Origin of the sequence: Actinomadura sp. DC4, from assembly GCF_030406325.1 — a bacterium.
In the GTDB taxonomy this organism is placed as follows: domain Bacteria; phylum Actinomycetota; class Actinomycetes; order Streptosporangiales; family Streptosporangiaceae; genus Actinoallomurus.
Genome location: NZ_JAUEQY010000014.1, coordinates 16,261 through 39,148 on the forward strand (window position 1 = coordinate 16,261; position 22,888 = coordinate 39,148).

Here is a 22,888-nt window from a genome sequence, read left to right on the forward strand (position 1 = left end):
CTAGTTGAATCGTGGACCAATGAGTCAGTAATGTCCGTAATGGCATGATTGGTGGGCAAGTGACCTGAGAGCGCTATGATGCGCCGGTTTCGGCGGTCCGTAAGGGGTCGCGCGACCCGTTTCGGCCATGCGGCGACCGGCTCAGACGTCGGCGCAAAAAGCAGCCCCCGCGCACCTCAAAGGGTGCGCGGGGGCCGCTTTGCGTCGAGGGTCAGCGGGCGCGGCGTGTGATCCCGGCCGGCACCGGCTCGGGCTCCGCCTCGGGCGCCGACTCGGCCTCGGGGGCCGCCTCCGCCTCGGCCTCGGGCAGGCCGGTGTGCGGGTCGACCGGCGGCGCGGCGGCGGGCAGGAACACCCACTTCTTGTACGCCCAGAAGCGGAACAGCGTCGCGGCCGCGGTGCCCACGACCTGGGCGACGTTGAACGCGATGCCGTTGTGGAGGTCGAGGACGTAGTGGGTGACGCCGATGAACACCCAGGTGATCAGCAGGCCCACGCCGTTGAGGACGAAGAAGAGGATGTACTCGCGGCCCAGGCCGCTGGTGTCGCGGTGCCGGAAGGTCCAGAAGCGGTTCGCGAAGTAGGAGAACGTCGTCGCGATCGCGGTGCCGACACCGAAGGACGTCAACGGCCCCACGCCGAGGCCCAGGTGGAGGGTGTCGGAGATCCCGATGGTGATGACGAAGTTGAGTACGCCGATCACGCCGAACTTTGCCACCTCGTGCACGAGGTGGGCGAATCGTCGGTACAGATTTACGGCGATTCTCACGAAGGGAGACCTTTCATTCGCGGTCGCGGTTGATCGCGCATCCTCGGTAGGCCCGCAACTCTCCTTACCCCCGGCACGACGAGGATAGACGGGGTTCGTGGCAGCATGTGCCTGTGGCCCCCGATTCTGGCAGCCGCCGATCGCGGCCGCCGGTCATATGACGGGATACGGCTCATGTCTCTCCGACCGAGGTGATCATGGACTACCGGCTCGACGACGAGCACGAGACCCTGCGCAAGACCGTTGAGGAGTTCGCCCGCGACGTTGTCGCTCCACAGGCCGAACGACTGGACGCGGACGAGGAGTTCCCGTACGACATCGTTCGCCAGATGGGCGACATGGGGTTGTTCGGGCTGCCCTTCCCCGAGGAGTACGGCGGCATGGGCGGCGACTACTTCGCCCTCTGCCTGGCTCTGGAGGAGCTCGCGCGGGTCGACTCCTCCGTGGCGATCACTCTCGAGGCCGCGGTGTCGCTCGGCGCGATGCCGATCTACCGGTTCGGCACCGAGGAACAGAAGCAGACCTGGCTGCCCGAGCTCCTGGCCGGCCGCGCCCTGGGTGCCTTCGGCCTGACCGAGCCGGGCGGCGGCACCGACGCGGGCGCCACTCGTACGACCGCCAAGCTCGTCGACGGCCAGTGGGTGATCAACGGCACCAAGTGCTTCATCACCAACTCCGGCACCGACATCACCTCGCTCGTCACCGCCACCGCGGTGACCGGCGGCTCCGAGGGCGGCAAGCGCGAGATCTCCTCGATCATCGTGCCGACGCCCAACGACGGTCTCTCGGTCGCGCCGAAATACTCCAAGGTCGGCTGGCACGCCTCCGACACGCGCGAGCTGTCCTTCAGCGACTGCCGGGTGCCGGAGGAGAACCTCCTCGGCGAGCGGGGCCGCGGCTACGCCAACTTCCTGTCGATCCTCGACGAGGGGCGCATCGCGATCTCGGCGCTCGCCACCGGCCTCGCCCAGGCCTGCCTGGACGAGTCGGTCAAGTACGCCAAGGAGCGCACCGCCTTCGGCGCGCCGATCGGCAAGAACCAGTCGATCGCCTTCAAGATCGCCGACATGGAGGTGCGCACCCACACGGCCCGGCTCGCGTGGTACCGCGCCGCCGAGCGGATGATGCGCGGCGAGCCGTTCAAGAAGGAGGCCGCCATCGCCAAGCTGCACTCCTCGGAGATCGCGGTCACCAACGCCCGCGAGGCCACCCAGATCTACGGCGGCTACGGCTTCATGAACGAATACCCCGTCGCCCGCCACTGGAGAGACTCCAAGATCTTGGAGATCGGCGAGGGCACGTCCGAGGTCCAGCGCATGCTCATCGCGCGCGAGCTGGGGCTATAGGGGCCGGTAGGCTGCGTGGCGTGACGGACAGGCAAGGTATACCCGCCGTCGGCATGGTGGGGGGCGGGCAGCTCGCCCGCATGACCCAGCAGGCGGCGATCGGTCTCGGCGTGACGCTCCGCGTCCTCAGCGACAGCGCGCACGCCTCCGCCGCGCGAGTCATCTCCGACGTCCGCGTCGGAGATCACCGCTCGCTCGACGACCTGAGCACCTTCGCCAAGGACTGCGACGTGGTCACGTTCGACCACGAGCACGTCCCGGGGGAGTTCATCAAGGCCCTGGAGGAGTCCGGGACGGCGTGCCGTCCCGGCTCCGCCGCGCTGCTGCACGCCCAGGACAAACGGGCGATGCGCGAGCGGCTGAGCGGCATGGGTGTGGCGGTGCCGAGGTTCGCGCCGGTCGCGAGTCTGGCCGACGCCGAGGAGTTCGGCGCCTGGCCGCTCGTCCTCAAGGCCGTACGCGGCGGTTACGACGGCAAGGGCGTGTGGGTCTGCGAGTCGCCCGCCGAGGCCCGCGAGGTGATCCAGCGCGCCGCGGCCGAGGGGATCGAGCTCCTCGCCGAGGAGCACGTGCCGTTCCGCCGCGAGCTGGCCGCCCTGGTGGCCCGCTCGCCGTACGGCCAGGGCGCGGCGTACCCGATCGTGGAGACCGTGCAGCGCGACGGCATCTGCCACGAGGTGATCGCGCCGGCGCCCGGCCTCGACGCCGACCGGGCCGAGGAGGCCCAGCGGCTGGCGCTGGGCATCGCCGACCGGCTCGGCGTGACCGGCCTGCTCGCCGTCGAGCTGTTCGAGACCGACCGCGGCGTTCTGGTCAACGAGCTGGCGATGCGCCCGCACAACTCCGGCCACTGGACGATCGAGGGTTCGCGCACCTCGCAGTTCGAGCAGCACCTGCGCGCCGTCCTCGACCTGCCGCTCGGCGACACCCGGCCCACCGCGCCGTACGCCGTGATGGCCAACGTCCTCGGCGGTGACGAGCCACAGATCTACCCGCGCTACATCCACGTCATGGCGCACGATCCCGGCATGAAGGTGCACTTCTACGGCAAGGACATCCGGCCGGGCCGCAAGATCGGCCACGTGACGGCGCTCGGCGACGACCTGGACGAGGTACGCGAGCGGGCCCGCCACGCGGCCGACTACCTCAGGAACGGACCCCGATGAGCGTTGGCGTCGTGATGGGCAGCGACTCGGACTGGCCGGTGATGAAGGCCGCCGCCGAGGCGCTGGAGGAGTTCGGCGTGGCGTACGAGGCGGACGTGGTCTCGGCGCACCGGATGCCGCACGACATGATCGCGTACGGCGAGGAGGCGGCCGGGCGCGGGCTTCAGGTGATCATCGCGGGCGCCGGCGGCGCCGCCCACCTGCCGGGCATGCTGGCCTCGGTCACGCCGCTGCCGGTGATCGGCGTGCCGGTCCCGCTGAAGTACCTCGACGGCATGGACTCCCTGCTGTCGATCGTGCAGATGCCCGCCGGGGTGCCGGTCGCGGCGGTCGCGGTCGGCAACGCCCGCAACGCCGGCCTGCTGGCCGTCCGCATCCTCGCGGCGAGCGACTCCGACCTACGCGAGCGCATGGAGGAGTTCCAGCGCGACCTGCACGACCAGGCCAAGGCCAAGGGCGACCGGCTGCGCCGCGCCTCAGCGGGGTAGGCCGAGCCGCGCCCACTCGATCGCCGGGCAGCGGTCCATGACCACGTCCAGACCGGCGTCGGCGGCCCGCCGCGCGGCGTCCTCATCGATCACGCCCAGCGGGAACCACAGCGCCCTGACCTCGCCGTCCGCCCGCGGCCCGTACGCGCCGAACATCGCGATCGCCTCGTCGGCCACCTGACCGGCGTGGCGTGAGCGGCGGTAGCCGCCGACGACGTGCACCGGCGCGGTCGCCTCGGCGAGCGAGGCGACCCCGGGCTCACCGAGGACGGTCTCGGCGTCGGGGTGGACCGGCACGATCGTCTTCCCGCGCGTCTGGAGCAGCGACGCCATGTCGTACGCGGTGCGCCCGGGGTTGTCGCGCAGGCCGACGAACGCCCATGTCGTGGACGCCGTGAGAATGCGCCGGATGACCGCCTCGTCGTTCATGACGCTCATAACCGTCTCGCGCCGCGTGGCGTTCCCGCTCAGCAGCCCTGACCGGCGTCGACGAGAATGCGGCGGATCGTGGTTCCGGATAGATCGGACTTGCGGACGAACGCCACGCAGCCGGGCACCGGCATGTCGAGGTAGTCGTCCAGCGTGTAGGTGGAGATCAGGATCAGGAGGGGCGACGCTGAAGGGGCGTCTCCCGCGATGGAGTCGACCAGGTCGAAGCCACTCTCGTCGCCGAGGTTGACGTCGATGAGCATGACGTCCGGCCGAGAGTCGGACATCAGGCTAAGCGCTCCCGCGCTGTTCGAGGCCACCCCGACGACGTTGATCTGCTCCCGCTCCAGAAGGTCGCGAGCGACCCGGAGGAAGCCGTCATCGTCGTCGACGATCAGGCATCGGACACCCATATCCACAACAGTACGCGCGGTTTTTCGCGAGTACGGATAACGGGAATCCGCAGGTAAGGCTGGCAGGGGGCGGAGAACGGTGGGTGGCCGTGCAGACGTCGGCCCGGCCCACCTTCGAAGGTGGAAGGAGGCCCCGGACCGCCGACAAGAGGAGGGGCACCATGCGCCGGCAACGGTCCCGATGCGCCGGACCCGATCGCATCGCCGTACACCCGGAGCGAGGCGCGGCGCGCTCCTGCCGCGCTGCCGTACCGGCTCTGCGCTAGGACCATGGTGAACCCCGTGTTCGACTCACCCGGAGGCTTTCCCGCCACGGTGTACGTGGCGATCTGCCTGCCGGCCGACGCGATGCCGGGCGCCCTGGCCAGGATCCAGCGCGCCCTCGCGGACGCCGCGCGTAAGACGTCGGAGGCCGGGCGCCCCGTCCACTACGTGAACGGGATGTACATGCCCGCCCAGCACCGCCTGCTGTGCGTGTTCACCGCCGCGTGCACGGAAGCCGTGGACGCCACCGTCGAGCGGGTACGGCTGCCGTACGAGCGGATCAAGGCCGTCACCGAGGGCCCGGCCCCCGCCTGACGGCGGGAGCCGGGATCGCTTCTAGGGGCGGCCCAGCGCGCGGTAGTGCCAGCCGGCGGCCCGCCAGCGCTCGGGGTCGAGCGCGTTGCGGCCGTCGACGATGTTGCGTTCCGCCACGAACGCCCCGAGCTCCTCGGGGTCGAGGTCGCGGAACTCCTTCCACTCCGTGAGCAGGAGCACCACGTGTGCGTCCGCGACGGCGTCCTGGGCGGACGTGCCGTATCCGAGCTCGGGGTGGGCCCGGCGGGCGTTCTCCAGGGCCTGCGGGTCGAAGACGGTCACCTGGCCGCCCTGCGCGCGGATCGAGGTGGCCACGTCGAGCGCGGGCGAGTCGCGGATGTCGTCGGAGTTGGGCTTGAACGCCGCGCCCAGCACGCCGACCGTACGGCCGATGAACGAGCCGCCGAGCAGCTCGCGCGCCAGGTCGACCATGCGGATGCGGCGCCGGATGTTGATCGCGTCGACCTCGCGCAGGAACGACAGCGCCTGGTCGACGCCCAGCTCGCCGGCGCGCGCCATGAACGCGCGGATGTCCTTGGGAAGGCAGCCGCCGCCGAATCCGAGACCGGCGCCGAGGAACTTGCCGCCGATTCGATCGTCGTGGGAAAGAGCTTCGGAGAGTTTCGTCACATCGGCGTGCGCGGCCTCGCAGACCTCCGCCATCGCGTTGATGAAGGAGATCTTCGTGGCGAGGAAGGCGTTCGCCGAGACCTTGACCAACTCGGAGGTCGCGTAGTCGGTGACGATCAGGGGCACGCCCTCTGAGGTCATGGGCGTGTAGACGTCGCGCAGGACCTTTTCCGCGCGGTCGGACTCGACGCCGATGACGATGCGGTCGGGGTGCAGGGTGTCCTCGACGGCATAGCCCTCGCGGAGGAACTCCGGGTTCCAGGCGAGTTCGGCCAGGTCACCGGCGGGAGACAGCCGGGCGAGCCGGCGCGAGAGGCGTTCGGCGGTGCCGACCGGGACCGTCGACTTGCCGATCACGAGGCAGGCGCGCGTGAGGCGGGGCGCGAGCGCGGTGATCGTGTCGTCGACGTAGCTCATGTCGGCGGCGTACTCGCCGGGTTTCTGCGGTGTGCCCACGCAGACGAAGTGGACGTCGCCGAACTCGGCCGCCTCGTCGTAGGAGGTGGAGAACCGAAGCCGTCCGTTCTCGAGGTTGCGGCGCAGGATCGGTTCAAGGCCGGGTTCGTAGAACGGCAGCTCACCTGCGGACAGGCGGGCGATCTTGTCCGCGTCCACGTCGATGCCGAGCACCTCGTAGCCCAGTTCGGCCATGCAAGCCGCGTGGGTGGCGCCCAGGTAGCCAGTGCCGATCACGGTCAAGCGTTGTGCCAAGGCCCTGCCTCCCTTCATGAGAAATTGATGCCCGACCCCACTGACGTCCCCACGGGCCAGATCGCGATGCTACCGGCCCTACTGGCGAGTAGGTAGACAGCGTACGATCGGCACATGACCCCAGACTTTCCTCTGTACGAACTCTCCGAAGAGCACGGGCTCCTGCGGGAGACGGTCCGGGCTCTCGCCGACGCGAAGATCGCTCCGTCGGCGGCCGAGACGGACGAGAAGTCAGAGTTTCCCCAGGCCGTGTACGAAGCGCTGGTCCGGGCGGACCTGCACGCCGTGCATATTCCGGAGTCGTACGAGGGGGTCGGCGCCGATGCCCTCGCGACCGTCATAGTGATCGAGGAGGTCGCACGGGCGTGCGCCTCCTCCTCATTGATACCCGCGGTCAACAAGCTCGGCACGGTACCGATCCTGCTTTCCGGATCGGAAGATCTGAAGAAGCGGTATCTGAGTCCTGTCGCTCGCGGTGAGGCGATGTTCTCCTACGCGCTGTCCGAGCCCGACGCCGGCAGCGACGCGGCCGCCATGCGGACCCGCGCCGTACGCGACGGCGACCACTGGGTTCTGAACGGCACCAAACGCTGGATCACCAACGCGGGCGTGTCGGACTACTACACCGTGATGGCGGTCACCGACCCGTCTCAGGGCGCCCGCGGCATCTCGGCCTTCGTCGTGGAGAAGTCCGACGAGGGCGTGAGCTTCGGCGCGCCGGAGAAGAAGCTCGGCATCAAGGGCTCGCCGACGCGCGAGGTCATCATGGAGGACGTGCGCATCCCGGCGGACCGGATCATCGGCGAGGAGGGGACCGGCTTCAAGACCGCGCTCGCCACCCTCGACCACACGCGCGTCACCATCGCGGCCCAGGCGCTGGGCATCGCCCAGGGCGCCTTGGACTACGCGGTCGGCTACGTCAAGGAGCGCGAGCAGTTCGGCAAGCCGATCGGTGACTTCCAGGGCGTGCAGTTCATGCTGGCGGACATGGCGATGAAGGTGGAGGCGGCACGGCAGCTGACGTACGCCGCCGCGGCCAAGTCCGAACGCCGGATGCTGGGCGCCGCCGAGAAGGATCTGACGTTCATCTCGTCCGCGGCCAAGTGCTTCGCCTCCGACGCCGCCATGGAGATCACGACGGACGCGGTCCAGCTCCTGGGCGGCTACGGTTATGTGAAGGACTACCCGGTCGAGCGCATGATGCGCGACGCGAAGATCACTCAGATCTACGAGGGCACCAACCAGATCCAGCGCGTCGTGATGGCCCGCCAGATCCTGAAGTAGGCCCCCTCCGCCTTATCGGCGGCGATCGGATCAAGAGGGTCAGGTGACCGCCCTGAGGCGCTGATCATGGGCCAGCCGGCTGTTGCATCGCTCACCGTGGGCTAGTTCTGGCTAGGAGATGATCAGAACATGGAACCTTTCCCGCAAAGCCGGGTGAACGAGTGGCATGTTCTGATCGAGGAGTCCATGGTCGGTGGCGGTGAGCACAGGTTCCAAATGACGGCGGTCTTGCCGATCGGGCCCCACATCGAACAGGCCCGCGCCGTGGCGGCAGACGTGGCATGGCGGCATCGGCCCCGTAGTCCAATGCGCCCCAAGGGCCGACAGGTGTTCCAGCTGAGTCCCGACAGCTGGCTCGTCGACGTGAAGGGCGCGACAACCCGATGTCACTTCCGTGTCTCAGTAGCCCTGCTGACCGCGACTGCCGACTCGTGACCCAGAGAACGCCCGCCGGTTCCTTAAGGAGGCCTCCGGCCCCGCGCCGGGGCAGGTGCTTCGCAGCAGCCGCCCCGGCGCCCCCGCGGTTACGTCGGCATCAGCCAGATCCAGCCGGTGGTCGTCTGCCGGCGGCTCTTGAAGTACGCCGCTCGCAGTGACCCCAGGCGCCCCGGGGCCACCAGCAGGGTCTGGCGGCAGCCCGGGCACGTCATCTCGCCGTACGGTTCCGGGGCCGACTTCACCGGCCATAGCGCCTCGCAGTCAAAGGCGCTATGGAGAACATGGAACGCCGAACAGTCATCACATCGGATGACATGGCCCTGCGGAACGTACCCCCCGTCTCTGAGTTGCCGGTATTCCGCCCGTATCGCGCGTCCCCATGTTGAAACCAATTCGGTTACCGAGCCGTACATGGCGATGATCTCAGGCCATGTGAGGTGGCGTAACGTGCCGTTCGGGCAGCGTGTACAGGCGGATCCCCCCGGCCGCTGATGATCGTAATAGGTCCAGTGAGGCATAGCGGCCCCCCCGCTTCTTCTCCGGCCCCTTTTATCACTGTCAGGAAACAGCCGAAGCGGGGAAAAGCGCCACCCCGAAAGTACGGGATTGACCCCTACGAACCGTCGTGATAAATCATCAGATCAGGCCCCGGAAGTGATAACCACCTTTCCGAACGGGTTCTCCTCGGCATAGTAGGTGTACGCCTCGCGGGCGTCGGCGAGGTCGAACGCGCGGTCCACGACCGGGCGCAGGAGGTTGGTCGAGATCGCCCGGTTCATCGCCTCGTGATCGGCCCGGTGGCCGACGAACACTCGCCGGAGGGTCACCAGGCTCGACCGGAACGCGGTGCCGGGGATCTCGATGGCCGACCCCGGTGTGCCGGCCGGGTCGCCCGTTCCCCACAGCAGCACGATCTGGCCGTAGGTCGACGCCGCCCGTACGGACTGCTCGATCGTCGCGGGGCCGGTGGTCTCCACGACCATGTCCGCACCAAGTCCGCCGGTCAGCTCCCGTACGGCACGCCACCACTCCGGGGTCGAGACGTAGTTGACGACGTGGTCCGCGCCGAGCGAGCGGAGCCGGGCGGCCTTGGCCTCGCTGGAGGTGGTCGAGACGACCCGGCACCCCATGGCCTTGGCGAACTGCAGGGCGGCCAGGGCGACGTCGCCGGTGCCGAGCGTGAGCACCGTCTGTCCCGCCAGGAGCGGCCGGCCGCCGACGAGGGACGTCCACGCGGTCAGCGCCGCGCACGGCAGGCTCGCCGCCTCCGCCCACGTCAGGTGCTCCGGTACGCCCACCGCCCACTGCTCGTCCAGCAGCGCGTACTCGGTGAGCATGCCGTCCTGGGTGCAGCCGAGCTGGGTGACCAGCTCGGGCCGCAGCCGGCCATCGTGCCAGCGGGGCCAGTAGCCGCCGACGACGCGGTCGCCGACCTTGAAGCGGGTGACCTGGTCGCCCACCTCCACGACCTCGCCGGCCCCGTCACTGAGGGGGATCACCCCGGGCACCGCCGGGAGCGGGTAGCGCTGGTGAAGGATGAGCAGGTCGCGCCGGTTGATGGAGGCCGCGCGGACACGTACGACGATCTCGGTGGCCTTCGGGTCCGGCCGGCCGGTCTCGTACGCCACGATGCCGTCGACGCCGCCGGGCTCGTCGAGCCGATAGGTGAGCATGAGCAGATGGCCCTTCTGGAGGATGACAGCGATCCTCCGGCCACCGCGACGGGCCCGGCAATACCCGGTGAGGTATGGCCTGACCTGGGACTACTCGGGGCGGTACATCTCCCGCGTGCCGCCGCTCTCGTCCGGCGGGCTGAACGGCGCGCGGCCCGAGGCGTACGGCGACTGCGGCTGCTGCGTCGGCTCGTAGAGCGGCGAGTCATAGCTCGTCCGCTGCGGCTCGTACGAGCCCTGCGGACCCTCATAGGACGCGTACGACGTCGGCTGCTCGTCGCGGGCCGCGTGCCGCCCGCCGATGGGGTCGGTGGCGCCCGCCGGGTCGCGGTACGGGTGCCGCGCCTCGGGCAGGCCGTACTCATAGCCGGAGTCGTCGTCCTCGTCCTCGCGCGCCCGCCACCGGGACGGGAAGAACGACGAGAACAACAGCCCCACCCCGGCGAAGAGGATGAACCCCTCCTCCTCGAGCCCGGCCAGCGTGACGCGCTGTTCCTTGAACGGGAACCGGTTGATCAGGTCGGCGGTCGTCTTCTGGGACACGAAGAAGACCACGCCGGCGGCGGTGAGCACGAGGCCGCCGATGAGCGAGCCGAGCGGCGAGAGACGCGAGCTGGCGAGGAGGGCGAACACGATCGCGGCCCCCGCCAGCAGGCCGCCGCCGATCCACTTGTCCTGCTTGTGGAACTGCGTCACGTAGCCGTGCTGCAGCCGGTAGGTACCGAAGATCAGCAAAGCGACGAGCGCGGCGGTGAGAACCACCCCCGCGAAGAAGCCCCAGGTGTGGCGAGCGCCGTTGGACATCGCTACTCCTCCAGAGTGGCCGCGACCCGCACGATCCGGCGTTAGATCAGCCAGGCTAGTAGGCAAAAGCCACATTTGGGGAGTGGGACGCCTGACGATTCGAATCGTCATGATCACTATCCGCAGCGTCGCGGAAATCGCATCAGGCGGTCACTTACAGAGGTTCTGTGTGGCCGTCTTCGCCTTGATCTGATCTCCGCCGCCCGTGGGCGAGACCGACGGCGTCGCCGCCACCTTGACCTGCTTCGGCGTGGGCCAGGAGGAGCCCACGACGACTTGCAGGCGTGAGCCGAGCGACGAGACCGCCTTGATCTTCGCGCCCGGGATCGCCGCCTTCAGCGTCTTGGCGGAGTCCTCGCGGCCGGGCCCGTACTGGATCACCGTCGTCGTGACGCCCTGGCGTGCGCCCGGGACCACGGTCGTGCCGAAGCCGACCTTGTGCAGGGCGCGGGCCGCCTTGGCGGCGAGCCCCACGGTGCCGACGCCATTGATCACCCGTACGTCGATCTGCCCCGGCGGCACGGTGAGCCCGTTGGGCTTGACCGTGGGGGAGGCGCTCGGCGGGGGCGTCGTGGGCTGGATGATCGGCTTGTCGCCCTCGATCTGCCGGAACAGCCGGTCGCCCGCTGATCGGTCCCACAGCACAGTGGACTGCTGCTGGCCGCCGATCGAGACCATGTAGTTGGAGTTGGACAGCGGCACCGTGGTGAAGGCGATGCTGTCGGTGCTCATGCCCTTCATCTGCATGGCCAGCGCGGTCAGGGTGTTCTTCGACAGGTCCTTGTCGGCGCGGATGGCATCGAGTGAGGCGCTGAGGAACGCCGGGAACTTGGCCGGCTCGCTCAGCGCCTTGTGCACCACCGCGGACATGAACTGCTGCTGCCGGTCGATCCGGCCGAGGTCGCTGCCGCCGGTCAGCGTGTAGCGGGCGCGGGAGTAGGCGAGGGCGGTCGGGCCGTCGACGTTGCTCTTGCCCGCCGGCAGCCGCAGGCCGCTCTTCGGGTCGTCGATCGCCTGCTCGGTGCAGACGGTGACGCCGCCGAGGGCCTCGACGACCTTGAGGAAGCCGAGGAAGTTGACCTCGATGTAGTGGTCGACGTGCACGCCGGTGGCGCGCTCGACGGTCTGCACGGTCAGCGGCGCCCCGCCGTACATGTAGGCCCAGTTGAGCTTGCCCTGACGCTCGCCGACCTGGCTGCCCTTGGTGCCCTCGGAACCGTTGGAGCGGTGGCCGGGGATCGTCACGAGGGAGTCGCGCGGCAGGCTGACCACGGTGATCTTGTCGTGCTTGGACGAGATGTGCACCAGCATCATCGTGTCCGAGCGCTGGCCGCCGACCTTGCCGAGGTGGAGCTGGTTGATCTGCTGGGTGCTCAGGCCCTCGCGGCGGTCGACGCCGGCGAGCAGGATGTTCATGGAGCCCTCGGGGCCGGAGTCCGGGCGGTTCTTCAGTCCGTCGAAGGCGTTGACGCGCTTGACGCTGCCCAGGACGTAGTCCTGGAACACCCATCCGCCACCGGAGAACAGCAGGACGAACGCGGACATCGCGCCCGTGGCCACGATGCCGCGGCGATGCCTGCGCGCACCGCCCGCGTACGTCCGGCGCGGCTGGCGCTCCACCTTGACGTGCGTGGCCTCGGCGTCACCGACGGCGACGCCGTCGGGCTGGTCCGCGTCCTCTGTGTCGCCGATGCCGTCACCGGGAGCGCCCGGGCGGGGGCGAAAGTATCGCTCCTGCGGGTCGGACTCGGTGTCTTCGGACATGCCGGTTTCGCCTCCCCGAGGTGCGAAGTGTTGCCTACCTTGCGGCGTACCTCGCGTTCGTACAGTACCGTGGCGCCGTCATGAATCCCTCGCCTAACACACCCCTCGCCGGAAACCGCGCCTGGCCCGCGGTCTCCGTGATCATGCCGGTGCTCAACGAGGAGCGGCACCTCGCCGAGGCGGTCGGCGGAGTCCTCTCCCAGGAGTACGCCGGTGACCTCGAACTGGTGCTCGGCATCGGCCCGTCGCGCGACCGTACGCAGGAGATCGCGGAAAAGCTCGCCGCGGACGACTCGCGCATCATCCTCGTCCCCAACCCCACCGGGCGTACGCCGCAGGGCCTGAACGCCTGCATCAAGGCGTCGCAGTACTCCATCGTCGTGCGGGTCGACGGGCACTCGGTGCTGCCGCCGGACTACGTACAGGCCGCGGTGGAGACCCTGGAGGACAGCGGTGCCGACAACGTCGGCGGCATCATGGCCGCCGAGGGCGTCACGCCGTTCGAGAAGGCCGTGGCCCGCGCGATGACCTCCAAGATCGGCATCGGTAACGCGCCGTTCCACACGGGTGGCGGCGCGGGTGAGGCCGAGACGGTCTACCTCGGCTCGTTCCGGCGCAGCGCGCTCGAACGCGTCGGCGGGTACGACGAGACATTCGTACGCGCGCAGGACTGGGAGATGAACCACCGCATCCGCCAGACGGGCGGCAAGGTCTGGTTCACCCCCCGCATGCGGGTGACCTATCGTCCGCGGCCCAACATCCGGGCGCTGGCCAAGCAGTTCTTCCACACCGGCAAGTGGCGGCGTGTGGTGGGCCGTGAGCACCAGGGCACCCTCAACCTGCGTTATCTCGCGCCGCCCATCGCGGTCGTGGCCATCGTCGTCGGCGTCGTGGTCGGCGCCATCGGCTTCTGGCCGGGCTGGATCCTGCCGGGCGGGTACGCCGCCGCGATCATCGCCGGCTCCGTGCCGACCGGGCGCGGCCTGCCGCTCTCGGCGTGGCTGCGGCTGCCGATCGTGTACGCGACGATGCACCTGTCCTGGGGCGCCGGCTTCCTCGTCAGCCCGCCGAGCCTGGGGCGTCCTCCTCGCCGGCAGTGATCTGCTCGGCGACGATCAGGTCGACCGGATGCGTGATCTTGATGTTCCGCTCGCTGCCCGGGACCACCACGATGGGCACCTCGGGCAGATAGCGGTGCACCACCCCGCAGTCGTCGGTCGGAGGGGTACCGGCGAACTCCGGGTCGGCGAGCGCGCGCTCGTACGCCGTGCGGATCGTGGAGAGCCGGAAGCCCTGGGGCGTCTGGAACCTCCGCAGGCTGTCACGGCGCGGCATCTCCACCACCCGGCCGTCCTCCACCACGACGACGGTGTCGGATGAGGGCACGGCCACCGCGACGGCCTCGGCCGTCTCCAGCGCGGCGGCGCACTCGGCGATGATCCGCCCGTCCACGAACGGCCGGGCGGCGTCGTGGAAGAGCACCCGCGTCCGTCCCGGCAGCCCGGCCAGGGCCGACAGCGCGCACAGCGTCGAGTCCGTACGGCTCGCGCCGCCCTCGATGACGCCGGTGACCTTCGCGTACGGCCGGGCGGCCAGCTCGGCCGCCGCCCGATGGCCCGGGGCCATCACGACGAGAATGTCGTCGATCTCCGGCGCCGCGTCGAACGCGCCGATCGCGCGGGAGAGAATGGGTCGGCCGCCCACCGACGCCAGTTGTTTCGGTCCTTCGAGACCGAGACGCCGGCCGGTGCCACCGGCCAGGACCACCGCTGTCGTGCTCATGGCGTTCCCCACGAACTCATGGGCCCGAACTCTACTGGCCGCGCGTGCGGATCACCGGTCGCGGGCGACGGTAACCTATGGGGACTTTCCACCCGGCCAGCGGGCGAACAGATGTTTACGGCGAAGCACCGACAGGGTGACGCCTCCGGTAAGGTCGGCGCTCGTATCTCGCGGCGTTCGCCGCGAAAGACCCCCAAGACCCCAAGGACTGTGAGATGACGTTCGGAGGGCGCCCATGACGTTGGCACTGGTAGTCGCGACCGAGACGGTCGCGTCCGTATCCTCGCCGACGGCCGGACTGGCGCTCCGGAGCGGCAGTGTCGTCGGCCGGCTGCTTGATCAGCTCAAATCCCTCGACGTGGGGGACCGTCGTGTGCTCACCCGCCCGGAGAACGCCGCTGAGCTGAGAGAGCTCGGCTGCACGGTGATCGAGTCCAAAGGACTGGCCGAAGATCTCCGCGAGATCGCCCGGGTGGCGCGTGAGGCCACCGAGCCGATGCTCGTCGTCCACGGAGACGTCGTGGCGCACCGCGAGGTGTTCCTCCGGCTCGTCTTCAACTCCAAGGCTCCCGCCTCCGCGGCCGCGACGCGCGTACGGCCGGTCGGCGACGAGCCTCGCCGTCCGGCGATGCGCATCCGCCGTGGCCGCATCGTCTCGTCCGGCACGCGCTTCCACCAGGTGACCGACCCGAACGGTCTCTTCCGTGGTGTGCTGCGCGTCTCGGAGGAGCAGACCGAGACCCTCGCGTCCGTGGCCGACCAGCTCGCCGAGCTCGCCGACGTGCCGGGCGGCCTCACCGAGATCAGCCCGGTCCGCATCCTCTGGCAGACCCAGGACGAGCTCGAGAACCACGGCGACGCCGAGGCCGAGAACACCGGCCTGTCCCCGCTGATCGGCAGCACGCCGATCACCGGCGACGACGCGCCCGCCCTGCTGGTCGTCGGCATGGTGCGCGCGGGCGTCAAGGTCACCGCGCGTGGCAGCCGTGAGCTCGTCTGCGAGCGGGTGCTCGACCAGGAGCAGGCCGACGCGCTCCAGCAGGCCGTCGACGCGGTCGATGAGGACCGCGTACGCCTCAGCGCCGCGGTCAAGAACAACGACGGGTTCTTCACCACCTACGCGGTGAGCACCTACTCGCGCTACATCGCCCGCTGGTGCGCCAAGCGCGGCTGGACGCCGAACGGCGTCACCGCGATCTCGATGGGCATCTCGGTGGTGGCCGCGGCGTGGTTCGCGACCGGGCACCGCTGGGGCATGCTCCTCGGGGCGGTGTGCCTCTACTTCGCGTTCGTCTTCGACTGTGTGGACGGGCAGCTCGCCCGCTACTCCCGGCAGTTCAGCACGCTGGGCGCCTGGCTCGACGCGACGTTCGACCGGGCCAAGGAGTACACCGTGTTCGCCGGGCTGGCGGTCGGCTCGACCGCGGCCGCGGTCGGCAGCTCCGTGCACGGCGGCGACGTCTGGTACCTCGCGGTGGCCGCGCTGACCCTGCAGACCTGCCGGCACATGGTCGACTTCGCGTTCGGCGCCTCCAAGCGGCGCAAGACGCCGGACCCGCTGCCGATCGTGCCGCTGGCGATGCCGGAGGACACCATGCTCGACGAGCCCGAGCCGGCCAAGAGCCGGCCGAAGGGCGGCGGCCTGAGCCACCTCGCGGTATGGCTGTCCGCGCGGTCGGAGAAGATCCGGATCTTCCACTGGTTCAAGAAGATCATCGTGCTGCCGATCGGCGAGCGGTTCGCGCTGATCTCGCTGACCGCCGCCATCTTCAACGCGAAGGTCACGTTCATCGCGCTGCTGACCTGGGGCGTCATCGCCGCCTCCTACACCATCGGCGGCCGGTTCCTCCGCTCGCTGACCCAGCCGAGGGCGGCCCGCCTTGACGCCTGAGACGACAACTGAACTGCGGAAGGTGAGCGACCAGTGAGCCGGAGCGATCGCTACGCAGGGAGCGGAGTGGATGGCCGAGGGACGAGGTCGGCCGCGCAGCGAGTGAGGAGCGTGAGCGACCAGTGAGCACCGTGCTTCCTGGGGGAATGTCGGAGGCGCCGCAGCAGCGGCAGAAGCCGAGCGAGGAGTTCCTCTTCCACGGCGACCGGCTGGTGGCCTACCGCGACGACGGCCCGGTCGCGCAGACGCTCGGCCGCCTCAGCGGCGGTCAGCTCCCGCCGCTGCTCCCGCTGCTCGTGGCCGCGATCGTCACCGGCATCCTGCTGATCGCCGGCGTCGGCGGCCAGACCAGCCCGGCGATCTTCGCTCCCGTCCTGGCGCTGCTGCTCGCCGGTCCCGCCTCGACCCACCCGCACAACGGGCGGCTCGACTGGCTGGTGCCGCCGATCATGCGCGCGATCGAGTACGGCTACATCTCCACGCTCGCCTTCGCGCACGATGTGTCCAAGCCGCTGACGTACGCCTTCATCGGCGTACTCGCCTACCACCACTACGACACCGTCTACCGCACCCGGCAGCGGCTGTGGCCCGCCAAGTGGGTCTTCCGCGCCGGGCTCGGCTGGGACGGCCGGCTGCTCATCGTGGCCATCGCGACCCTCGCGGGCGAGCTGCCGATCACCATCGCGGTGCTCACCGTCTACCTCGGCCTGCTGTTCGGCATCGAGAGCGTCTACACCTGGACGCGCACCGGTACCGGCAAGGGGATCATGGTCGACCTCGAGGACGAGGGAGAAGCGCCCGGAGGCACCGCGGCGGAGCAGGAAGAAGAAGCCGAGGCGGCGCGAGCCGAGGCGAAGGCAGCATCAGAGGAGACCGTCTAATGATCGGCATGGTTCTCGCCGCAGGAGCGGGGCGCCGGCTCCGCCCGTACACCGACACCCTCCCCAAGGCGCTCGTGCCCGTGGACGGCGAGACGACGATCCTGGACATCGCGCTCGGCAACCTCGCCGAGGTCGAGCTCACCGACGTCGTCATCGTCGTGGGCTACTGCGCGGGAGCGGTCGAGGAGCGCAAGGCCGCGCTGGAGAGCCGGTACGGCGTCGACATCACCCTCGTGCACAACGACAAGGCCGAGGAGTGGAACAACGCCTACTCCATGTGGCTCGCCCGCGACTTCTTCAAAGAGGGCATCCTCATGGTCAACGGCGACACCGTCCACCCGGTGAGCGTCGAGCGCACGCTGCTCGGCAATCGCGGCCCGGACGTCCTGCTCGCCGTGGACGACGTGAAGAAGCTCGCCGAGGAGGAGATGAAGGTCATCCTCGACGGCGACGGGCACCTGCGGCGCATCACGAAGCTGATGGACCCGGCCACCGCGAACGGGGAGTACATCGGCGCCACGCTGCTGGAGCCGGCCGCGGCCGAGCCGCTCGCCGACGCGCTGAAGGCCACCTGGGAGAGCGACCCCGACCAGTACTACGAGGACGGCTACCAGGAGCTGGTGAACCGCGGCGGCAAGATCTCGGTCGCCCCCATCGGTGCGGTCGACTGGGTCGAGGTCGACAACCACGACGACCTGGAGAAGGCCCGCCGGATCGCCAAGGCCTACTGAGATGCCCCTGCTGTCGCGGATGCTCCCCGCTCCGCTGTCGATCGACGTGCGCCGAGGTGCGATCGCGCACCTCGGTGAGCTGCTCGCCGACCGGCGCATCGCGACGGAGGGACGGGTGGCCATCGCGGTCGGTCCCGGCCAGGGCGACCAGATCGCCGAGCACGTACGCCCCAGCCTGCAGGAATGCGAGGTGTTCCGGGTCGAGGGCGCGTCCGTGGACGCGGCCATGGCCCTGGGCTCGCGCCTGCGCGGCGGATCGTACGAGGCGGTCGTCGGCATCGGCGGCGGCCGCACGATCGACGCCACCAAGTACGCCGCGACGCTCGCCGGCATGCCGATGGTCTCCGTCGCGACCAACCTCTCCCATGACGGCATCTGCTCGCCGACGGCCTCGCTGGAGCACGAGAAGGGCAAGGCGTCGTTCGGCGTGACGATGCCGCTCGCCATGATCGTCGACCTCGACTACGTACGCGCCGCGCCGGAGCGTCTCGTACGGGCCGGCATCGGCGACGTCCTGAGCAACTTCTCCGCGGTCGAGGACTGGCTGCTGTCCCACCGCGAGCAGGGCGACCCGATCGACCGGCTCGCACTGACCTTCGCCCGCGTCGCCGCCGAGGCCCTGCTCTTCCAGCCCCGCTCGATCGAGTCCGACGAGTTCCTGACCGTACTCGCCGAAGGGCTCGTACTCTCGGGGATGGCGATGTCGTTCGCTGGGTCCTCACGGCCGGCGAGCGGCGGCGACCACGAGATCCTGCACGCGATCGACGCGCTGTTCCCCGGCACGGCCAACCACGGCGAGCTGGCCGGCCTGGGCGCGGCGTTCTGCTATCACCTGCGCGCGACACATCTCGGCGAGGGCGCCGAGCGCCTCGGCGAGATCGTCGCGAGCCTTGACCGTCATGGGCTGCCCAAGACTCCCCATGACATCGGCCTGACGCCGGAGCAGTTCGCCCAAGCCGTGGCGTACGCTCCGTCGACCAGGCCGGGCCGGTACACCATCCTGGAGCACCTGAGTTTGGACGAGGGTGCCCTGCTGAAAGCGGTACGCGAATATGTCGGCACCTTCGCTGGCTGAGGTCAGGGCGGGCGGGCAACCCCCCGGTCTGAAGGATCGGCGCAACGAGGAGCACTGGGCCGGGCGCCTGTACATGCGCAACGTCTCGCCCTACTTCACCTGGCTCTTCGTGCGCATCGGGTTCAGCCCGAACCAGCTCACCTACCTGATGATCCTGTGCGGGATGCTCGGTGGAGCGGCCGTCGCGGTGACCCCCCACGGTGCCGCCGGGCTCGTCTGGGCGATCGCCGGGGCGGTGCTCATCCAGGCCTACCTTCTCCTCGACTGCTCCGACGGCGAGGTCGCGCGGTTCCGCAAGCGCACCTCGATCACCGGGGTCTTCCTCGACCGGATCGGGCACTACATGTCCGAGGTGACGCTGCTCGTCGGCCTCGGCGTACGCGCCCAGGGCGCGTGGGAGAACGGCGGCTACGTCGAACTCGGTCTGCTCGCCGCCCTCGGCGCCGCGCTGATCAAGGCGGAGACCGACAACGTCGTGGTGGCGCGCGCCAAGTCCGGCCTCTCGGCGGACCCGGCCACCGGCGACCGGGCCCTGCGCCCGGAGTCGACCGGCCTGGCGCTGGCCCGCGAGGCGGTCTCGCTGCTGAAGTTCCACCGCATCATCGGCGCCGTCGAGCTGTCCCTGCTCATCGTCGCCGCTGCGGTGGTCGACCGCCTGACGGACGGAATCGCCGCCACGCGCGTGCTCGCGGTCGCGGTCGCCGTCGTCGCGGTGGTCCAGACGGGCCTGCACTTCGTCAGCATCGTCGCCTCGCGGAGGCTCAAGTGAAGCTCTCGGTGGTCGTCCTGACGATGGGCAACCGCCCGATGGAGCTGAAGCGCGCCGTCGACAGCGCCCTCGTACAGCGGGACGTCGAGGTCGAGATCGTGCTGGTCGGCAACGGCGCGGACGTCCCCGGCACGTGGCCGGAGAACGTCAGGGTCGTGCGCCTGCCGGAGAACGTCGGCATCCCGGCCGGCCGCAACCGCGGAGTCGAGGCGACGACCGGCGAGCTGATCGTCTTCCTGGACGACGACGGCTACTACGACTCGGCCGACCTCGGCGCCCACCTGCGCGATCGCTTCCTCGCGGACCCGAAGCTCGGCATCGTGTCCTTCCGCGTACGCGACCCCGAGGGCGGCCCGGGGGTGCGCCGCCACGTGCCCCGGCTGCGTGCCGGCGACCCGCTGCGGTCCTCGGAGGTCACGACGTTCCTGGGCGGGGCCTGCGCCGTACGCCGCGCGGTCTTCGACGCGGCCGGCGGCCTGCCCGAGGACTTCTTCTACGCCCACGAGGAGACCGACCTCGCCTGGCAGGCCCTCAACGCGGGCTACCACATCGTCTACGACGCCGACTGCGTGATGTTCCACCCGGCGGTCGCCCCGACGCGGCATGCGATGTTCTATCGCCTGAACGCCCGCAACCGAGTGTGGCTGGCCCGCCGCAACCTGCCCTGGCCGATCGCCTTCACGTACCTCACGGTCTGGGTCGGCATGACGGTCGCCCGCGAACGCAATCTGGCCTCGCTGCGGCCGTGGTTCGGCGGCTTCCGCGAGGGCTGGCGCAAGCCGGCCGGCCCCCGGCGCCCGATCTCGTGGCGTACGGTCTGGCGGATGACCCGGCTGGGCCGTCCGCCGATCATCTAGGCCTCCAGCCGGCCCGGCCGAGCGCGTACTCGACCTCACCGTGCTCGGAGCCGTCGATCGCCTCCAGCCCGTCGGGATGGAAGGTGCGGACGAGCGTCATGCCGCACTTCTCCATGACGCGCCGCGAGCCTTCGTTGACGGTCATCGTCCTGGCGATCACGCGCTCGACGCCCAGCTCGGTGAACCCCTTGCGGATCAGCGCCAACGATCCTTCGGTGGCGTAGCCCTGCCCCCACGCCGCCCTGCGCAGGCGGTAACCGAGCTCGACCTCACCGTCCCGCGGCTCCTTCTCGGGCCGGAAGTGGAACCAGCCCAGGAACCGTCCGGTCTGTTTCTCCTCCGCCACCCAGTAGCCGAACCCGTCGAAGCGCTCGTAGAAGCCGAAGACGGTCGGCAGGACGTGGTCGCGCACCTCCTGGCGGGAGGTCGGCCGCCCGCCGGTGAGAAAGCGCATGACCTCCGGGTCGCCGTCGAGCTCCACCAGGTCGTCCTCGTCGGCCTCGGTGAAGCGCCGCAACCGCAGCCGCCTGGTCTCCAAGAACGTCGCCATGCCTCGATTGTCGGCCTTTCCCGCGGCTATCCGGGCGGCCCGGACTCTCACGGGATGTGACGGTGGAACGCGATCGGCCCAGCAACGAGGTCCGCGGGGACGTGCTCGGGAACCTCGTCCAGGCGGGCCACATCCACGGCGGCGTCCACATCCACCGTCCGGCGCGGAAACGTCCGGACGGGCCGGTCGTGGCCGGGCCCGTCCCGCAGCGGCCGCCCGCCTTCCAGCCCCGTACGGACCTGCGCGAGGAGTACGACCGGCTGACGGCGGCGGGTTCCACGACCGTCGCGTTCACCGGGCTGCGCGGCATCGGCAAGACGCAGCTCGCCGCCTTCATCGAGGTCGGCGTCTTCACCGACGAGGAGTCCCTGGCCCTGCTGGACGAGCGGACGGCACTCGCCGACGACCCGAACGCCCGTGCGCTCGCCGAGGAGGTCGGCCACCTGCCGCTGGCCCTCGCGCAGTCCGCCGCCGTCATCCGCCGCCAGCGGCTGACCTATCCGGAGTTCGTCGAACGGCTGCGGGCCTTCCCCGTACGGGACTATCTCAGCCGCGGTTCCGGCGACCCGTACCCCGTCGGCGCCGCGGCCGCGATCCTGTTGTCCTTCGCCTCCGTCGAGGGTGACGACGCCCGGGTCGCCGCGCTGACCGAGATCCTGGCCCTGCTCTCTCCCGCCGGCGTGGCCCGTGAGCTGGTCCGCGAGACGGGGACCGCTGCCGAGATCGACGATCTTCTCGGTGTACTGGCGGAGGCGTCACTGCTCACCTTCGGGATCGACGGCGCGACCGTCTTCATGCACCGGTTCGTCCAGCGGATCGCGCGGGACCGCGCCCGCATGCGCGGCACGCTCGCCACCGCGGCCCTGGACACGGCCCGGCTGCTGTACGACGCGGTCGCCGCGCGGGCGTTCCGCGTCCGGCCGGCCGAGGAGATCGAAGGGCTCGGCCAGCAGATCTCCGCTCTCTGGGCGGCCGTGGCGCAGGATGTCTCCGGCGACTGGGAGGCCGCGGCGCACCTGGTGCGGCTCCGCGCCGCACAGGTGACCATCCTGATGGAGAGCAGAGAGCCGGGGAAGGCGGTCGACCTCGGCGAGACGGCGTGTGCCGACGGCAGGCGCATTCTCGGTCCCGAGCATCCGGAGACGCTGCGGGCACGCAACAACCTGGCCGGGGCGTACGGCCGGCCGGCGACCACGACCGTGCGAGCGCCCTGCTCCAGCAGAATCTCCGTGTTCAGACCGCGACCCTGGGAGAGCTCCATCCCGACACGCTGACCACGCGCAGCAGCCTGGCCGTCATGCACATGGCCGCGGGCCGCCGGAAGCGTGGGCTGCGCATGCTGGAGGAGGCACTGCGCGACCGCAGCGCCCAGCTGGGCGCGGACCATCCGGACACGCTTCTGACCTTGTCCAACCTCGGCGAAGCGTACGTCCACGCCGGCCGGCCGGCCGGCCGAGGCCGTCCAGACGCTGGAGAGCGCGTTGCGCGGACGCGAGCGCGTCCGCGGCCCGGACCACCCAGAGATCATCCCGACACTCCGGGCACTCGCCGAGGCTCGCCGGTCATCGGGAGCCCTGGACGACGTGGTCACACTGCGGGAGAGAATCCTGACGCTCCACCAGCGCCTCTTCTCACCCGCCCACCCCCGTACGCTGACCGCCCGCGGAGAACTGGCCGACGCTTACATGGCCGCCGGCCGCCCGGACCAGGCGATCAGAGCCCTCGAACGGAACCTCGCACTGATCGAGCGCGAACACGGCCCCGACGCACCGATGACCCAGATCGCCCGCCGCGACCTGGAGAAGGCCCGGCGGCCCTGGACGCGGTCTTGAGGTCCCGCCACCCGGACGACAACCTC

Annotated in this window: 24 protein-coding genes and 2 pseudogenes; 16 read left to right on the top strand and 10 right to left on the bottom strand. The window is 70.0% G+C overall.

Going from position 1 to position 22,888, the window contains the following annotated elements; all coding sequences use genetic code 11:
• Positions 1 to 211: 211 nt before the first annotated feature.
• Positions 212 to 769 (bottom strand): GtrA family protein, encoded by a 558-nt coding sequence (locus QWU11_RS22965; RefSeq protein WP_290116378.1) that lies wholly within the window; start codon positions 767 to 769, stop codon positions 212 to 214.
• 194 nt (positions 770 to 963) lie between these two features.
• Between QWU11_RS22965 and QWU11_RS22970 the strand changes: the two genes are divergently transcribed.
• The 3 genes from QWU11_RS22970 to purE are packed head-to-tail and all read left to right on the top strand — an operon-like array spanning position 964 to position 3,769.
• Positions 964 to 2,115, top strand: coding sequence for an acyl-CoA dehydrogenase family protein (locus QWU11_RS22970; RefSeq protein ID WP_290116637.1), 1,152 nt, complete (start codon positions 964 to 966; stop codon positions 2,113 to 2,115).
• Between the two features lie 53 nt (positions 2,116 to 2,168).
• Positions 2,169 to 3,281, top strand: coding sequence for a 5-(carboxyamino)imidazole ribonucleotide synthase (locus tag QWU11_RS22975; RefSeq protein ID WP_290116638.1), 1,113 nt, complete (start codon positions 2,169 to 2,171; stop codon positions 3,279 to 3,281).
• The gene (purE, locus tag QWU11_RS22980) at positions 3,278 to 3,769 is read left to right on the top strand and encodes a 5-(carboxyamino)imidazole ribonucleotide mutase (protein WP_290116379.1); all 492 of its coding nucleotides are present in this window, start codon (positions 3,278 to 3,280) and stop codon (positions 3,767 to 3,769) included. Before QWU11_RS22975 ends, purE begins: the two co-directional genes overlap by 4 nt.
• On the opposite strand, the gene QWU11_RS22985 is transcribed toward purE, so the two are convergent.
• On the bottom strand, positions 3,758 to 4,198 hold the full coding sequence (locus tag QWU11_RS22985) for a CoA-binding protein (protein ID WP_354670883.1): 441 nt from the start codon (positions 4,196 to 4,198) through the stop codon (positions 3,758 to 3,760). The genes purE and QWU11_RS22985 overlap by 12 nt on opposite strands.
• Before the next feature lie 38 nt (positions 4,199 to 4,236).
• The gene (locus tag QWU11_RS22990; RefSeq protein WP_290116381.1) at positions 4,237 to 4,611 is read right to left on the bottom strand and encodes a response regulator; all 375 of its coding nucleotides are present in this window, start codon (positions 4,609 to 4,611) and stop codon (positions 4,237 to 4,239) included.
• A 270-nt stretch (positions 4,612 to 4,881) separates the two neighbouring features.
• Between QWU11_RS22990 and QWU11_RS22995 the strand changes: the two genes are divergently transcribed.
• On the top strand, positions 4,882 to 5,190 hold the full coding sequence (locus QWU11_RS22995; protein WP_290116382.1) for a hypothetical protein: 309 nt from the start codon (positions 4,882 to 4,884) through the stop codon (positions 5,188 to 5,190).
• 21 nt (positions 5,191 to 5,211) lie between these two features.
• On the opposite strand, the gene QWU11_RS23000 is transcribed toward QWU11_RS22995, so the two are convergent.
• Complete coding sequence (locus QWU11_RS23000) at positions 5,212 to 6,531, bottom strand: UDP-glucose/GDP-mannose dehydrogenase family protein (RefSeq protein WP_290116383.1); 1,320 nt, start codon at positions 6,529 to 6,531, stop codon at positions 5,212 to 5,214.
• A gap of 114 nt (positions 6,532 to 6,645) precedes the next feature.
• Between QWU11_RS23000 and QWU11_RS23005 the strand changes: the two genes are divergently transcribed.
• Positions 6,646 to 7,815, top strand: coding sequence for an acyl-CoA dehydrogenase (locus tag QWU11_RS23005; RefSeq protein ID WP_290116384.1), 1,170 nt, complete (start codon positions 6,646 to 6,648; stop codon positions 7,813 to 7,815).
• A 129-nt stretch (positions 7,816 to 7,944) separates the two neighbouring features.
• Positions 7,945 to 8,250 carry a hypothetical protein gene (locus QWU11_RS23010; protein ID WP_290116385.1) on the top strand — a complete coding sequence of 102 codons (306 nt, stop codon included), beginning with the start codon at positions 7,945 to 7,947 and terminating at the stop codon, positions 8,248 to 8,250.
• Positions 8,251 to 8,339: 89 nt separating this feature from the next.
• Here the strand turns inward: QWU11_RS23010 and QWU11_RS23015 are convergent, their stop codons facing one another.
• The 4 genes from QWU11_RS23015 to QWU11_RS23030 all read right to left on the bottom strand — a co-directional run bounded on the left by QWU11_RS23015 (position 8,340) and on the right by QWU11_RS23030 (position 12,494).
• A complete protein-coding gene (locus QWU11_RS23015) occupies positions 8,340 to 8,495 on the bottom strand; it encodes a hypothetical protein (protein ID WP_290116386.1) in 156 nt (51 codons plus the stop codon).
• 399 nt (positions 8,496 to 8,894) lie between these two features.
• Positions 8,895 to 9,926: an NAD(P)-dependent alcohol dehydrogenase gene (locus QWU11_RS23020; protein WP_290116387.1), complete on the bottom strand. Its 1,032-nt coding sequence runs from the start codon at positions 9,924 to 9,926 to the stop codon at positions 8,895 to 8,897.
• 90 nt (positions 9,927 to 10,016) lie between these two features.
• On the bottom strand, positions 10,017 to 10,730 hold the full coding sequence (locus QWU11_RS23025; protein WP_290116388.1) for a hypothetical protein: 714 nt from the start codon (positions 10,728 to 10,730) through the stop codon (positions 10,017 to 10,019).
• 150 nt (positions 10,731 to 10,880) lie between these two features.
• Positions 10,881 to 12,494 (bottom strand): LCP family protein, encoded by a 1,614-nt coding sequence (locus QWU11_RS23030; protein WP_290116389.1) that lies wholly within the window; start codon positions 12,492 to 12,494, stop codon positions 10,881 to 10,883.
• An 80-nt stretch (positions 12,495 to 12,574) separates the two neighbouring features.
• Here QWU11_RS23030 and QWU11_RS23035 point away from each other — a divergent pair, with 80 nt between their 5' ends.
• On the top strand, positions 12,575 to 13,594 hold the full coding sequence (locus QWU11_RS23035) for a glycosyltransferase family 2 protein (RefSeq protein WP_290116390.1): 1,020 nt from the start codon (positions 12,575 to 12,577) through the stop codon (positions 13,592 to 13,594).
• Here QWU11_RS23035 and QWU11_RS23040 read toward each other — a convergent pair.
• On the bottom strand, positions 13,554 to 14,276 hold the full coding sequence (locus QWU11_RS23040; RefSeq protein ID WP_290116391.1) for an IspD/TarI family cytidylyltransferase: 723 nt from the start codon (positions 14,274 to 14,276) through the stop codon (positions 13,554 to 13,556). The genes QWU11_RS23035 and QWU11_RS23040 overlap by 41 nt on opposite strands.
• 235 nt (positions 14,277 to 14,511) lie before the next feature.
• Here QWU11_RS23040 and QWU11_RS23045 point away from each other — a divergent pair, with 235 nt between their 5' ends.
• From QWU11_RS23045 to QWU11_RS23070, 6 genes are all read left to right on the top strand, one after another.
• Positions 14,512 to 16,167 carry a CDP-alcohol phosphatidyltransferase family protein gene (locus QWU11_RS23045; RefSeq protein ID WP_290116392.1) on the top strand — a complete coding sequence of 552 codons (1,656 nt, stop codon included), beginning with the start codon at positions 14,512 to 14,514 and terminating at the stop codon, positions 16,165 to 16,167.
• Positions 16,168 to 16,289: 122 nt separating this feature from the next.
• Positions 16,290 to 17,048: a DUF5941 domain-containing protein gene (locus QWU11_RS23050; protein WP_290116393.1), complete on the top strand. Its 759-nt coding sequence runs from the start codon at positions 16,290 to 16,292 to the stop codon at positions 17,046 to 17,048.
• On the top strand, positions 17,048 to 17,779 hold the full coding sequence (locus tag QWU11_RS23055; protein WP_290116394.1) for a phosphocholine cytidylyltransferase family protein: 732 nt from the start codon (positions 17,048 to 17,050) through the stop codon (positions 17,777 to 17,779). Before QWU11_RS23050 ends, QWU11_RS23055 begins: the two co-directional genes overlap by 1 nt.
• A gap of 19 nt (positions 17,780 to 17,798) precedes the next feature.
• Complete coding sequence (locus tag QWU11_RS23060) at positions 17,799 to 18,854, top strand: iron-containing alcohol dehydrogenase family protein (RefSeq protein ID WP_290116639.1); 1,056 nt, start codon at positions 17,799 to 17,801, stop codon at positions 18,852 to 18,854.
• Positions 18,832 to 19,623, top strand: coding sequence for a CDP-alcohol phosphatidyltransferase family protein (locus tag QWU11_RS23065; RefSeq protein ID WP_290116395.1), 792 nt, complete (start codon positions 18,832 to 18,834; stop codon positions 19,621 to 19,623). Before QWU11_RS23060 ends, QWU11_RS23065 begins: the two co-directional genes overlap by 23 nt.
• 23 nt (positions 19,624 to 19,646) lie before the next feature.
• Positions 19,647 to 20,480 carry a glycosyltransferase gene (locus QWU11_RS23070; protein ID WP_290116640.1) on the top strand — a complete coding sequence of 278 codons (834 nt, stop codon included), beginning with the start codon at positions 19,647 to 19,649 and terminating at the stop codon, positions 20,478 to 20,480.
• Here the strand turns inward: QWU11_RS23070 and QWU11_RS23075 are convergent.
• On the bottom strand, positions 20,473 to 21,030 hold the full coding sequence (locus QWU11_RS23075) for a GNAT family N-acetyltransferase (protein WP_290116396.1): 558 nt from the start codon (positions 21,028 to 21,030) through the stop codon (positions 20,473 to 20,475). The genes QWU11_RS23070 and QWU11_RS23075 overlap by 8 nt on opposite strands.
• Positions 21,031 to 21,092: 62 nt before the next feature.
• Between QWU11_RS23075 and QWU11_RS23080 the strand changes: the two genes are divergently transcribed.
• The 3 genes and pseudogenes from QWU11_RS23080 to QWU11_RS23090 form a co-directional block, all read left to right on the top strand.
• A complete protein-coding gene (locus QWU11_RS23080) occupies positions 21,093 to 22,304 on the top strand; it encodes a hypothetical protein (RefSeq protein WP_290116397.1) in 1,212 nt (403 codons plus the stop codon).
• Positions 22,301 to 22,465, top strand: a pseudogene (locus tag QWU11_RS47390) (tetratricopeptide repeat protein); the annotation flags it as partial. The gene QWU11_RS23080 and the pseudogene QWU11_RS47390, both read left to right, overlap by 4 nt.
• 16 nt (positions 22,466 to 22,481) lie before the next feature.
• Positions 22,482 to 22,862, top strand: a pseudogene (locus QWU11_RS23090) (tetratricopeptide repeat protein); the annotation flags it as partial.
• Positions 22,863 to 22,888 lie beyond the last annotated feature (26 nt).